This window comes from Kitasatospora sp. NPDC093102 (assembly GCF_040683915.1).
GTDB lineage: Bacteria > Actinomycetota > Actinomycetes > Streptomycetales > Streptomycetaceae > Kitasatospora.
Genome location: NZ_JBFBFA010000086.1, coordinates 1 through 11,911, shown reverse-complemented (window position 1 = coordinate 11,911; position 11,911 = coordinate 1). Strand labels below are relative to the sequence as shown.

The window sequence follows — 11,911 nt, the reverse complement described above, 5'->3', positions numbered from 1 at the left end:
ACCCTGTCTTCATGCCCGGGTTGCCGCAGGATCACTCGACCGGGAACCCTCGTTCGAACGCCAAGCGAACCACTCGGTACAACAACGGCTCCTAAGACCCCGGGCCTGACCTGCGGCGTCAGAAGCGCTCGGTCGCGCGCGTCGCAGGTCAGCACGTACAGGCGGCACGCGAGCAGCTCCTCGGAGGTGCTGCCGATCTCCTTGCCCAGGACGTGCAGGACCTTCTCGGCGTCCCGCTCGGCGACGTACCCGGGCACGACCTGTAGGGCGAGCAGCCTGAGTTCGCGGTGCGCGTCCAGCCGCTGCCGTGCCAGGCCGCTCCCCGGGCCACCAGTGCCCGCCACGCCTCGCCCGGCCACCCGTCCGGGCCCGGCCCGCGCTCCAGTTCGGCGACCGGCACCTCCGGCCGCTCGCGCAGTTCGGCGACGGCGCCGACGACGATCTCACCGACCAGGCCAGGCTCCAGCGGTGCGCCGCCGGCCTCGGCCTGGGCGTCGGCCAGGCGCTCGGCGATCAGGCCGGTGAGCTCCGCGATCCGGCCCTTGAGCTCGACGACCGCCCGCACCGGCAGCACCAGGCCGGTGTCCCACGCGTGGGACAGCTCGGGGCCCACCTGGCGGGCGACGACGTCCTCGATCGCCTCGGCCGCGGCCGCCAGGTCGAGCAGCCGGTAGGCGGTCGAGCGGCTCACCCCGAACTCGGCGCCAGCGTATGCGGCCCAGCCGGTGTACCCGAGCGCGGTCCACACCCGCGCCCGGTGCGTGGCGCGCACCCGTGCCGCCAGGACCAGGACGGCAGAGCGGACCTCCTCGATCGCGGCACGCAGTTCCCCGGTCAGCCGCCGTGCCTCGGCCTCGCCGGCCGGGACTGCCGAGTTCCGGTCCTCTTCCACATCTTTCCTCTGCCCGCCGATGGGCGGGGGAACCCGTGCCGATTGAACGTGAAGTGCGTCTTCGGTCAGTCGGAGTCGGTCGGCAATCAGATCGACGGCAAGATCTACTTCGACGAGGAGAACACGTTCATGTGATCTAGGTAACAGTTTTCGGCTTGATCGTGAAACATTCCGCATGTTTCACACCATGCTCCGAGCAGCGGATCTAGCGCTCTGACCTGCGCAAATGTGCGACTCTTCCTGAAGCGCGGTTTTTCGGTCCTCGGTGGTATCTCACCCGGCGGTTTTCGTGCCTGCCGCGGTCGACGGGAGGCGGAACTGTCCGGACCGGCGGATAGCCTCCTCGTACCTCGTGAGAGGAGCTCACCGGCCAACGCCCTAGGAAAGCCAGGTCGGCGAGCTCCCTCTCCGCGAGGGCGTCCGCATCGATTCAGGAGGCCAACGCTCGTGAACAGTAACTCACCAGGGTCTGACAACCGTGGCTGGTCCGGTCGCCGCCGGGCCCTCTGGGCCGCGTTCTACGCCACCGTCACCGGGGCGGTTGTTCTCGGTGTCGTGGATCAGAGCACGGCATCGCTCGCGCTGGCCACTGCCGCCGGCCCGCTCGGGATGACGGCCGCAGCAGCAACCCGCAGGTAGCCGGCTTGAGGGCGTCGCCCGGGTGACGCCCTCAACCTGTCGGCCGTGGCACCCCGGGCTGCTGCCTCCGGCCGGCGTCCGGCGGCGAAGCGGACCGCCAAGGCTGGCGGAACTACCGTGGGTCGGCGGCGATGCCCGCCTGGGTGGCAGCGTCCATCGTCGCGATGAGGACGGGCAGCTCTCGCGTCGGGTCGTTCAGCACCGTGCCGGGCAGGGCTGAGGCGAGTGCGCAGACCGCGATCAGCGCGATCCGTTCGCCGGTCGACAGCTCCGGGAGGCCGTCGACGAGGACACTGCCCGTGATGACGTCGGCCGCCAGGTCGTACGCAAGTTCTTCGTCGAGCTGGCCCTCGCCGCCGGGGACGATCTCCCGGCCGGCGGCCTGTTCGACGGCGTCGGCAGCCTGCTCCAGCACGGTGCGGTGGCCGGGCTGGGGCTGCCGGGCCGCGAGCCCGCGCACCCACCCGGCCGCCCGCCGGCCCGCCTCACCCACCTCGGCGAGTACCTCGTTCACCGCGTGCTGCCGCTCCCGCTGCTCCTGGTCCTCGTCCTCGGCAGGTGGCTCGGTCGCCACCGGCAGGACGCTCACGTCTCTCATGACCGGTGAACCTCACCCCCCTCATCAAGGTCACGCACGGCCGGTGGGGTTTGCCCCGCAACGCCGCTGAGTTTCGCCCCGTCAAACTCCCCGCCGCAGGCAGGACCGGTGCGGCGCCGATCCCGCCACATGCGGTGCCACGTCGGCGGCGCGGCCGGCGGCGACGGCCCGGTCGAGGTGGTGGGCGAGTTCGGGCAGCTGCCCGTCCGGGTCGTTGTCGATGGTGATGGTGCGGGGCATCGCCAAGGCGATCGCGCCCACCGCCGCCAGGGCGACGCCCTCGCTCTCGGCCAGGCCGCTCTCGCGGACCAGCACCTGCCCGCTGAGCACGAAGGCGAGGTCCTCGTCCACGCCGCCGTCTTCGTCGTCCTCGGGGTCCAGGTCCCGGCCGCACGCGAGCACCGCGGCCGCGAACTGGGCCAGGCGCCGGCTGCCGGTACGGGCAGCCAGCTCCGACACCCACCCGGCTGCCCGCTCGGCCGAGGCCGCCGCGATCCCCACCGCGGCCTCGACCCGCGCCCGGTACTGCGCCTCGGCCCGCCCGGCACCGGCCGCCACCTCCAGGTCCTGCTGCGCCCGGGCGGCGCGGGCGGCTTCGAAGGCGGCCCGCTCGGCGGCGAAGACCGACACCGCGTCACCGCCGCCGAGTCCGTCGCGGTGGTGGTGGCCGTCAGGCAAGGGGATCAGGTTCGTCATGACCGGTGAACCCGGCCGCCGCCGTTCGGGTTACGGCACGGAGCGCACCGTCCGGTCCAGCGCCCGCGCCGGGAAGAACGCCCTGGGAGACAGACTGTCAGCCATGAATGATCAAATCGGCCGCCCGCCCCGGCGCCCGCTGGCCCAGCCGTTCTCGCACGCGAGCGCCGCGACCGACGAACCGTCCACCGAACGGCTGCTCCCGGTCGAGCGCCTCGGCTCCCCGTTCGCCGTCCTGGCCGCCCTGGTGCCCGCCACCCGTTCCGCGGGCGGCGGGCGGCGGCCACGGTGAGAGGGCGGCCTGTCCTACACCACCGGCCCGGCCGGGGACTGACCGGTCCCCGGTGGCGGGACGGTCCGACGGGCCGCTCCGCCCCGCCGCGCGAAGCGCTGTCCGTGGGGCCGGGCGGAAGCCGGGCGTTCGGCTGCGGGAGCCGTGACGACCCGGCTACGTTGCCGGGAGCCCCAGCAAGAAGGAGGTGGGCGGGATGGAGTTCCCGACACGCACGGCTCTGGCAGGACTCGGCCCGGCGGAGTACGAGGCGCTCGTGTCGCTGCGCGAAGCGGTGAACACGCTCGACGTCGAACTGCGCACGGCGCTCGCGGCGGAGGACCGGGCCCGGGCATGGGAGGCCAACGCCGAGCACGGGGCTGAGGAGAGGCAGTTCGCGTTCGAGGTCGAGGCATTCCGCGACCTGGGGCGTGCAGCGTTCCGGTGCGCGGACGAGATCGAGGTGCTGCTGTGGCGCTACGCCAGCGCGTTCACGGTGCTCGGCATCAGCATCCTGGAACGGCTGGCGGCCGGTGGCCCGCCGCTGTCCGACGCGGCGGTCGAGCGGCTGTGCGAGGAGCCAACCCTGGCCGAGTTCGAGCGCGCGATCTCGGTCCCGGTCGACGGCCTCCTCAACCGCGAGGAAGCGCAGCTGAACCGGCGCTGCGAGGAGCGGGCCAAACTGCTCGACTTCATCGAGATCGCCTACGAGTGCCTCGGCGACACCGAGATCGACAACCCCAAGGACCGGGCCACCGCCGCCGACGCCCGCCTCTCGGCCGACCACCCGAAGAACATGGACCGCCCCTGGACCGGCGGCCATCTCGACACCCTCGTGGCCCTCGCCAGGCAGACCCCGCACGAGATCAGCCGCGTCCTGAAGACCTGACCCGCTACCACCAGCCCGGCGGTCCACCACCCGGCTGCGCCGTGTACCGGCCGCGCGGTGGCGTCCGCAGGTTGCGACTCCGAAGTACGCAGAGTGCAGCGCGGCGGATGCCATCGCGCTACCGGCCCGGCGACCACTGACCTGGGGCCGGGCTCGGCTACTCTGCCCCCAGGGCGCCCGCCGGACCCGGGACGCACAACCACGGGCCATCGCCGGCGGCCGCCCCTTCCGAAGCGGACGAGAATCTATGAGCCGACCCCGCCCACCCGCACCCACCGTATGGACAGGACCGACGTCCCGTCCGCAGCCGAGGCCCGGGGCGACAGACTGCCAGCCATGAGTGATCAAAACGGCCATCCGCCCCGGCGTCCGCTGACCCAGCCGTTCTCACACGCGAGCGCCGCCGCCGACGAACCGCTCGCCGAACGGCTGCTCCCGGCCGAGCGCCTCAACTCGCCGTTCTCCGCCCCGACCTCCTCCGAGGCCGAGCCCGGCCAGGTCCTCCCGCAAGGCGGCCGGCGACGCCTCGGCCCCGGCGGCCTCACCGCCCAGGCCCCCGCCTGACCGAGGCCGACCCGAACCAAACCGACCGCCCAAGAGCCGGCGCTCACATCGACCGGACGGCCCGCTCGCAGCGCGGGCAGACGTGCCCGGCGTACCGGGGCGGGTACCAGCGCGAGCCCGGACCGGACGGCCGCCACGGGTCGACGACCATGCTCGCGGTCCCGATCCCGCAGGCCGTCACCGGCAGCGGGTCACCGGGCACGTCCGGGTCGGAGCCGGCGGCGTGCACGACCAGGCGGTCCGGCTGCTGCGGCTGCTCGATCACCACGAGAACGCCCACCACCCCACCCTCCACCGACGCCGGACACCACCGCACCCGGTGACCGGCCAACAGAGCACCGAACGGCCCGGCGAGTTCCGCCCCGCACACCAGGTGAGTTTCGCCCCGCCGAACTCCCCACCGCAGGTCAGCGCACCAGTACACCCCCGCCCCACGACCGTGCCGCACCCGCCGCGCCGCCGCCACCGAAGTACGGCACGGCCCCAGGACAACCCGGCGGCGCCGTGCCGCAGACCCCCTTGTCCCCGCCCACCGGGCCCGGACTATCGCCCCGCTACCGGATGCGAGGCGAAACCCGCCCGGCACGCCGACCTCGGCGGCTACGATCCCGGAATGGACAGCGCCCCGCCGACCGCCGCCACCGACCAGCCGGCCGACGACGCGGGCCACGCCCCGCAGTGCGCCCACCCCGACTGCCCCAACCCGGCGCCGAAGGGCCCCACCGGACGCCCGAAGCAGTACTGCTCGCGCTCGTGCCGAAGCAAGATCGACCGCCTCAAGGCCAAGGCCCGCGCAGCGGCAGCCGAGGACACCGCACCCAGCCCCACCGCAGCACCATGCAGCGCCGCACCCCCCACCCCCGCAACAGCAGCCGAGACCGACGACGCCCTCGCCCACTTGGGCCAGGACGGCCAGCACCTCCTCGGCATCGCCGACGCGCTGCGCCGCCGCCTGACCCGCTTCCTGGAGGAGACCACCACCGGCGATCCGGCCACGGCGTTCGCGGAGCTGGCCCGGGTACTGCCCGCCTACGGCACCCGCGCCTACATGGCCGCACAGGAGATCCGGGACAAGGCCCGCTGGCCTCACCTGAGCGCGCACGAGCGCGTCGTCGCCCGCTCCCGCGAGCGGATCGACCGCTGGGGCCTCGACGGCCCGGACGACGACGGCGCCGCCCCGGAGGAGACAAACGCCTCGCGGGGCGAAACTCCGGCCCCCGCTGCGACCGTCCCCGCTGCGACCGCCCCCGCGACCGAGCCGACCCCTGCGACCGAGGCGGCCGCCGAGGAGGCGCCGGCCTGGCGGTCGGCGGCCGACGTCGCCGAGCAGGCCCGGCGTACCGCCTGCACCGACCCCGAGACCCGCTTCGACTTCCCCGACCTCCTGGACGACCTGGAGGTCACCTTCGGCCCCGGCTGGGAACTCGGCTCCTGGCTCACCCCCGACGCCAAGGGCGTCCTCCAACTGCGCCACCACAGCAGGCCGGTCGGATGGACCGCGCCCCTGCCCGACGGACCGTGGGGCCAGGCCGGCTGGATCGCCCTCCTCTACCAGCCGCGCGGCACCGCCAGGCTCCTCGTCGACCACTTCTCCCGCCCCAAGACCCACCCCAGCTCCAACCTGGCACTCGACGCCATCCTGCGCGCCCACCAAACCACCCGCCCGGCTCCCGCCCGCTGACCCGGCCTCACCAGGGTGCAGGGCCTCCATGGTGGTGCCGGGCAACAGTCTCCAGCAACGCCTGCCGCGCGCCCCGCAGCCGGCGGTGTCTACGGGCGGAGCCAGTCGGGGTCGTGGGAAGGACAGCGGTCGAGGTCGCAGACGGTTTCGGAGTTGGCCTGGCAGTGGGCGGTGGGCCAGTACAGGGACTCGCACGGGCCTGGGTCGACAGGTGTGCCGTCGGTGGGCAGCAGACGTTCGCAGTACTCGCAGCACAGAGCGGCCTGTACACCATTCTCCTGCAGGCTCCTGAGAGCGGCCATGGCCACCTCGAACGGGAGGTCGGCCTGGGCGGTGACGGGTGCACTGTCCAGGAGCTTCCGGCTCTGCCACAGGCTCAGGCCGGTGACCATGCGGATCGCCCTCAGCGCTCCCGGCCCGCTGTAGGCCGCCCCCGTCAGGACCACCCTGAACCCCGGATCCTCCACGGATTTCCTCCCCGGCTGACGTGGCACCGAGAGCCCAGTCAACCCCTGCAGCCGCCAGAAGGCCACCACATTCAGACGCCGCCGAACCCTCCTGCGCCGAGGACTTCGGCTACGAGCTCGACCGTCCGGGCCGCTGGGGCACCGTGGCTGGTCGGATGGCCTGCTCCTGAACTCCCCGGGGCGACCACCTATCCGGGTCCCGGCCGGCATGTCGGCCGCTCGCCCGGTGAGGCCGGGTTGCCCGAGAGCTGCTCGTTCGGCTTCGCACCAGGTTCCTCGTCGACACCCTCTCCCGGCCCCCGGCCTCACCAGGCGCCCGGGCCGCCGTGGTGGTGCCGGGCGATCGCCTCCAGCAGAGCCTGCCGCGCGCCCCACAGCCGACCTTGCTCGGCGGCCAGGGCGTCGGCCGCCCACACCGGCAACGGCCGCCCGAGCGCCGCTTTCTCCAGCGCTTCCTCCAGCGCGGCGTCGGCCTGCTTCCAGTCCTCCAGTTGCCGGACCAGGCTTCGCACGAAGACGTCGACGGCCCGGCCCGGGTCCTGTTCGTCCTGGCGGGCCTCCTGGGCCACCTCGCCGAGGACGTCCTCGTCCAGGTCCTCGAACACGGCCTCCCACCGCGCGGCCACCAGCTGCTGATGGCCGGCCAGCACGCTCTGCAACTCGTCGTCGACCGACTCGCGGGCCCAGGGAAGCGGGGACCGCGGTGCCCGGCCCACGACGGCGAAGGCCCGGCCGGCGACGCCCGGCCCCAACCCAGTGCCGCGCCGAGGGCGGGGAGAGGAAGTGCTGCTCACCCCCGCTCCAACGCCGTCCCCACCGGATTCGTCACCCCGGGCCGCCAAGTAGGCGGTGCGAGGCCGGCCGCTCCGGCGTGCCGAAGGCTGGCCCGGGGTACTGTTCCGACCAGCGCCTGAGCCGCCGCTACGGCGCACGTACGGGCCCGGCGAGGCGAAAGAGCCCGTCGCAGTCCCCGGGTGTCTCCCCGGGGCCGTCCCCGGGTGGTGCCCCGGGGGGAACCTCCAGCCGATCTTTCGATATTTCCCCAGCTCAGCCCCAAGAATCGGGCCGCCCAGGGTTGCCGACAACCCTCTCCCTTCCCTTCTTTGAGCTGTTGGTGGTTGGTGGTGCAGTTGGGTAGGGCGGGCTCGGGTTCACCGCCGGGTCCAGTGCTGCCCTACCCGCTCCAGGTCCGCTCTGCCCTCCCCTTCCCGGCCGGGGCGGCCGGGCGCCTCCCGGTGGTCGGCGCGCAGCGGGAGCCAGCGGCGGGCGGCGGGCGCGTGGGGCGGGGCGGCCCGGTGTCGGTGGTGTGCGGTACAGCAGAGAAGATCAGCACCACGAACGACCACCGCGGGGGCAGGACATGAACCACGACCAGGACGACGGCCAGGGCGAGCGGCACGACGGCGAACAGCCGGCCCGGCCCGGTCGGGTGCACTTCCGCCGCTCCGCCCGCAACCCCAACGGCTCTACCGCCCCGCTGCGCGCCGACATCCTCGCGGCGCTGGGCGTGCTGAAGATCGCCACCTACAAGCAGCTGCACGCCCTGATCGCCGCCGACGAGTACCGCGCCCACCACCGCGTCGAGCACGTGGCCGAAGCGGTCCGGGACCTGGAGAAGCACAAGCTGGTCGACGTACGCGGTGCCACCTCACCGCCGGGCCGCCGCCCCGCCGCCCAAGCCGCCGACGGGCCCGCCAAGCCGAAGCCGGGCGGCCCCGGCGCGGAGAAGATCGTCGGCCTCACCCCGCTCGGCCTGGCCGCCGCCGCCGAAGCCCTCGGCGACGACCGCGACATGGGCGGCCACGCCCGCGGCGCCGGAGCCACCGGCGCCCCGCACGCCATGCTCGTCAACGAGCTCATCACCACCGCCGTCACCGGCACCACCACCCACGGCGCCCCACCCCGCACCGACAAGCGACAGGCACCCCCACGCCGCGCCCTGCCCACTGGCCCGCTGCCCGGCGGCATCGAAGCCTGGGCCACCGAGACGCCCCACACCATCACCGGCAAGTTCAACGTCATCCCCGACGCCATCGTCCGCCTGCCCGAGCTCGGCATCCCGGTGGCCTTCCTGGAGCTCGACCGGGGCACCATGACCGACGTGCGCAAGGTCGCCGGCAAGCTCGACAACTACAAGCGCTACTTCGACCGCACCGTCCAGGACGGCGGCCAGGAGCGCCTCGAGGTCGAAGTCCGCTACAACGCCCCCGAACCCGAATACGGCTACAGCCACCGCCGCACCGTCCGCCCGCCCGTGCTGTTCGTCCTCGACCAGGGCACCAGAGGCAGCCGCCCCCGCTACAGCCACGAAGCCCTGGAACAGCGCCTGAAGGACCTACACAACGCCACCAGCGAGCACTGGCAAGGCTGGGCGCACGAGCAGGAAGGCGTCGCCTACGCCACCTACCACGGCAAGATCCCCGTGCTCGGCAGCACCGTCGAGCGCCTGCGCGAACACGGCTGGCAAGGGCCCACCTGGTGGCGCTTCGGCCAGCCCGGCTGGCACTCCCTCACCGACGCCCTCAACGACGAACCCGACTGGGACCTCATCGCCCAGCGCCGCCAAGCCCGCGAGGACCAGGAGGAAGCCGAGGAGCAGCGCGCCGAGAAGGCCAAGCAGGACGCCGAAACAGCCGCGCTGCGCAACGTGCTGCTCGCCGCCCGCGCCCACAACGACGCCCTGCACCCGTGCCACACCTGCAAGGGCCCGCTCGGCGGCGCCCACGACTCCCCAGGCGAGCTGGACGAGAGCGCCCACCCGGACCGCCTGGAGTGCCCGTCCTGCGACTATCAGCGCCGCACCACCAAGAGACAACCGCTCATCCTGGAGCCGCCCACTCCCCGCGCCCTCCGCCGCGCCGAGAAGAACGGGCCGCCCGAAGACGACCCCTGGTGGCAGGTCCGCCTCCTCCACGCACAACGCTGGCCGAAGAACGCCCGAAGCAACGGAGAAACCCCCTACAGCATGAGCCAGATTCCGCAGGGGCGGTCAATTCCAGGGAAGCGCTGAAAACATGTCATCAGCGCCTGTATCATCCGCCTGCTAGCTAGTCCAGCAAGACCGATGATGCAAGCCGAAGGTGAATAATGGCTCTCTACGAGGTGCTGCTTGGGGACGGTCATAATCTTGCACCGTCACGAAGGAATGACGGAGCTTTCAGTACAAATTCGTTTGATGAGTCGGGGAACCTCGGCCGACCTGATTTGGTTCTTACTGCCGATGATGAAGACGAACCCGGCTCGCTGCGCGACATTGGTCTCGTAGCAGCTGGCGCTTCCGTAGCCCTCATCTGTGTTGGTGCTGCTCCAATTGTCAGGCGGCTGTGGCAGGAGAAGGCCCTCCCCGGTCTGAAGCGGAAGTGGCCTGGGCTGGGGAAGCCCAGCTTCTCCGCAGCCGATGAGGATGCACCCAGGCAGACATCACTCACGAGCCGCTCTGACGAGACCGAGGCCCTGCCGTAGCTGACGTTGTCCTGTGCATCCTGAGCACCGTCAAGCTCGGCCAGGCCGTCGGCGGCCCGGCCCCGCACGACTGATGATCGGCGTTTGGTCTTCAGCGGCTCGGCGTGGCTGTTCACCGGGGTAGTCGAGGCTATTTTCCCTGGTCACGGGCGCTTGTGGTTGGGGATGGTGAACGGTGGGGCCGGGTGCGCGGTGAAGTGTCCCGCTGTGTTGCGGTGAAGTTCCAGCGCCGATCGTTATCGCTGGACCCGGATGGCCGTGGATCCCGTCCGGCTGGTGCCAGCCGCTCCCGGTGGGGCAGGCCGCCCTGGGGCACGACGGCCCCAGAAAGGCCGCCAGGCCGCCTCCGTACGGCCCGGCCCCCACACCCACCTCGGCCACACAGCTGCGCCCCCGCCACCGTCCCCGGGGCGTCCGTCGCCCGCGACGCCGGAGCCTCCAAAGCCGACTGGGCCGCCGTCCTCGCCGCCGGCCTCGACGTCGAGTTCACCGGCATCGACCGGGGCGTCCTCGACATCGACTGCCACCACCAGACCGCCAGATCCGGCCCTCACCGAGGCCGTCCAGCAGATCACCGAGGCCGCCAAGGAACACACCGAGCGCGTCCAGATCGCCGAGAACGCCTCATTCCTGCGCACGGTATTCGGCCCGAGGAAGTCGAAAAAGTCAAAAGAAGGCGGGAATTTGGTCAATCCTGAAACTGTCGAATGATGAATTTGTAAGTGTCATCTTGAGGAACAGCTTCTTCGTGTCGACGGTCTCGATGACCTCGCCGGGCGGGCGGCCAGGCCGTGCTCGAGGGGCTCGCCGATCTGCTCGCACAGCAGCGCCAGGACGTCGGCGGCGTCGGTGTCGGAGAGGTAGGCCGGGGCGACTTCGAGCATCAGCTCCCCGATCGCGTGTGTGCTGGCGGGGAGGTCGTCAACGACGCGGCGCAGCACGGCGACGGCCGGGTCCGCTGACGGATCGGCGGGCGGCGGGGGCGGCCTGGCGGACCACCGCGCGCACCGCAGGCTCATCGAGGGCCTGCAGGCCGCTGTGGGCGAGCGCGGCGAGGCGGCGGGTGATCAGCTCCGCGACGTCGTCGGAGCGGGCGGAGACGGCGATCAGGGCGCTCGCTTGGACAGGCCGTAGTTGAGTGCGGCCGCGGCGGCTGGGTCGGTGTCTCGCGTGCGAGACGGGCCGGTGCCGGCGGCGACGGCCCCGTGGATCGCGGCCGGGGAGCGGGCGACGTGCGCGTCACGGACTCGGGCGGCGAGCACTGCCACGGAGCGTCGGACGTCGTCCATCGCCTCGCGCAGCCTGGCCGTCATGCCGTCCGCGGAGAAGAAGCCGAAGCCCGCGAAGCGTTCGACCGCCTGGCCGACCTCGGTGCCGGTGGTGACCACGCGTACTGCCGCGAGATCGCCCACTACAGGACTGGCACCCAGCCGAGCAGTCCGTCCGCGGTCCGGTGGGCCGACGACGAAACGGCTGTCCGCGAACGCCGCAGGAGGCCCTGACCGTGATCCGGGGCGCCCGAATCCAGCAGCCGTAGCCCCCGAAACCCGCGCGGAGCCGCGCAGCTCGCTTACCTGCTGACCGCGCGCACAGCACTGCGGGCCAGCTCTGGGAAGGAACCGGCCCGCAGATGCTCAGGTCACGGGGTGTTGGGAAGGGTGCCCGCGAACGCCTCGGCGGATGCTGCGATGGTGGCCAGCACTGTGGCTGCGGCGATGATGGCATAGCGACGGATCATCAAAATTCCCCCTC

The 11,911-nt window shown here is 72.4% G+C and carries 13 protein-coding genes; 6 read left to right on the top strand and 7 right to left on the bottom strand.

Annotated features, from left to right (window positions below; translation table 11 throughout):
* Window positions 1-148: 148 nt before the first annotated feature.
* The 3 genes from AB0O11_RS38190 to AB0O11_RS38180 form a co-directional block, all read right to left on the bottom strand.
* The gene (locus tag AB0O11_RS38190) at window positions 149-892 is read right to left on the bottom strand and encodes a hypothetical protein (RefSeq protein WP_363396893.1); all 744 of its coding nucleotides are present in this window, start codon (window positions 890-892) and stop codon (window positions 149-151) included.
* Between the two features lie 751 nt (window positions 893-1,643).
* A complete protein-coding gene (locus AB0O11_RS38185; RefSeq protein WP_363396890.1) occupies window positions 1,644-2,129 on the bottom strand; it encodes a hypothetical protein in 486 nt (161 codons plus the stop codon).
* A gap of 81 nt (window positions 2,130-2,210) precedes the next feature.
* Window positions 2,211-2,825 carry a hypothetical protein gene (locus AB0O11_RS38180; RefSeq protein ID WP_363396887.1) on the bottom strand — a complete coding sequence of 205 codons (615 nt, stop codon included), beginning with the start codon at window positions 2,823-2,825 and terminating at the stop codon, window positions 2,211-2,213.
* 103 nt (window positions 2,826-2,928) lie between these two features.
* On the opposite strand from AB0O11_RS38180, the gene AB0O11_RS38175 reads away from it, so the two are divergent.
* The 3 genes from AB0O11_RS38175 to AB0O11_RS38165 all read left to right on the top strand — a co-directional run bounded on the left by AB0O11_RS38175 (window position 2,929) and on the right by AB0O11_RS38165 (window position 4,549).
* Window positions 2,929-3,117, top strand: coding sequence for a hypothetical protein (locus AB0O11_RS38175; protein WP_363396884.1), 189 nt, complete (start codon window positions 2,929-2,931; stop codon window positions 3,115-3,117).
* Window positions 3,118-3,313: 196 nt separating this feature from the next.
* A complete protein-coding gene (locus AB0O11_RS38170; protein ID WP_363396881.1) occupies window positions 3,314-3,985 on the top strand; it encodes a hypothetical protein in 672 nt (223 codons plus the stop codon).
* Window positions 3,986-4,321: 336 nt separating this feature from the next.
* Window positions 4,322-4,549: a hypothetical protein gene (locus AB0O11_RS38165; protein ID WP_363396878.1), complete on the top strand. Its 228-nt coding sequence runs from the start codon at window positions 4,322-4,324 to the stop codon at window positions 4,547-4,549.
* A gap of 43 nt (window positions 4,550-4,592) precedes the next feature.
* On the opposite strand, the gene AB0O11_RS38160 is transcribed toward AB0O11_RS38165, so the two are convergent.
* Entirely contained in the window at window positions 4,593-4,832 is a 240-nt protein-coding gene (locus AB0O11_RS38160) for a hypothetical protein (RefSeq protein WP_363396875.1), read from the bottom strand.
* A gap of 330 nt (window positions 4,833-5,162) precedes the next feature.
* On the opposite strand from AB0O11_RS38160, the gene AB0O11_RS38155 reads away from it, so the two are divergent.
* A complete protein-coding gene (locus AB0O11_RS38155) occupies window positions 5,163-6,230 on the top strand; it encodes a hypothetical protein (protein WP_363396872.1) in 1,068 nt (355 codons plus the stop codon).
* Between the two features lie 89 nt (window positions 6,231-6,319).
* Here AB0O11_RS38155 and AB0O11_RS38150 read toward each other — a convergent pair whose 3' ends face one another.
* Both AB0O11_RS38150 and AB0O11_RS38145 read right to left on the bottom strand, forming a co-directional pair.
* Complete coding sequence (locus AB0O11_RS38150) at window positions 6,320-6,697, bottom strand: ribosomal protein L7/L12 (RefSeq protein WP_363396869.1); 378 nt, start codon at window positions 6,695-6,697, stop codon at window positions 6,320-6,322.
* A 305-nt stretch (window positions 6,698-7,002) separates the two neighbouring features.
* The gene (locus AB0O11_RS38145) at window positions 7,003-7,491 is read right to left on the bottom strand and encodes a hypothetical protein (protein ID WP_363396866.1); all 489 of its coding nucleotides are present in this window, start codon (window positions 7,489-7,491) and stop codon (window positions 7,003-7,005) included.
* Window positions 7,492-8,057: 566 nt separating this feature from the next.
* Here AB0O11_RS38145 and AB0O11_RS38140 point away from each other — a divergent pair.
* Together AB0O11_RS38140 and AB0O11_RS38135 are read left to right on the top strand one after the other, a co-directional pair.
* Window positions 8,058-9,707, top strand: a complete 1,650-nt coding sequence (locus tag AB0O11_RS38140; protein WP_363396864.1) for a hypothetical protein — start codon at window positions 8,058-8,060, stop codon at window positions 9,705-9,707.
* Window positions 9,708-10,950: 1,243 nt separating this feature from the next.
* The gene (locus AB0O11_RS38135) at window positions 10,951-11,121 is read left to right on the top strand and encodes a hypothetical protein (protein WP_363396861.1); all 171 of its coding nucleotides are present in this window, start codon (window positions 10,951-10,953) and stop codon (window positions 11,119-11,121) included.
* A gap of 144 nt (window positions 11,122-11,265) precedes the next feature.
* Here the strand turns inward: AB0O11_RS38135 and AB0O11_RS38130 are convergent, their stop codons facing one another.
* Window positions 11,266-11,571 carry a hypothetical protein gene (locus tag AB0O11_RS38130; RefSeq protein ID WP_363396858.1) on the bottom strand — a complete coding sequence of 102 codons (306 nt, stop codon included), beginning with the start codon at window positions 11,569-11,571 and terminating at the stop codon, window positions 11,266-11,268.
* Window positions 11,572-11,911: the final 340 nt, after the last annotated feature.

Excerpts from the sequence above, each read along its gene's own strand:
- AB0O11_RS38165 (WP_363396878.1), top strand. The coding sequence starts at position 4,322 with ATGAGTGATCAAAACGGCCATCCGCCCCGGCGTCCGCTGACCCAGCCG.
- AB0O11_RS38140 (WP_363396864.1), top strand. The coding sequence starts at position 8,058 with ATGAACCACGACCAGGACGACGGCCAGGGCGAGCGGCACGACGGCGAA.
- AB0O11_RS38180 (WP_363396887.1), bottom strand. The coding sequence starts at position 2,825 with ATGACGAACCTGATCCCCTTGCCTGACGGCCACCACCACCGCGACGGA.
- AB0O11_RS38175 (WP_363396884.1), top strand. The coding sequence starts at position 2,929 with ATGAATGATCAAATCGGCCGCCCGCCCCGGCGCCCGCTGGCCCAGCCG.
- AB0O11_RS38185 (WP_363396890.1), bottom strand. The coding sequence starts at position 2,129 with ATGAGAGACGTGAGCGTCCTGCCGGTGGCGACCGAGCCACCTGCCGAG.
- AB0O11_RS38155 (WP_363396872.1), top strand. The coding sequence starts at position 5,163 with ATGGACAGCGCCCCGCCGACCGCCGCCACCGACCAGCCGGCCGACGAC.
- AB0O11_RS38170 (WP_363396881.1), top strand. The coding sequence starts at position 3,314 with ATGGAGTTCCCGACACGCACGGCTCTGGCAGGACTCGGCCCGGCGGAG.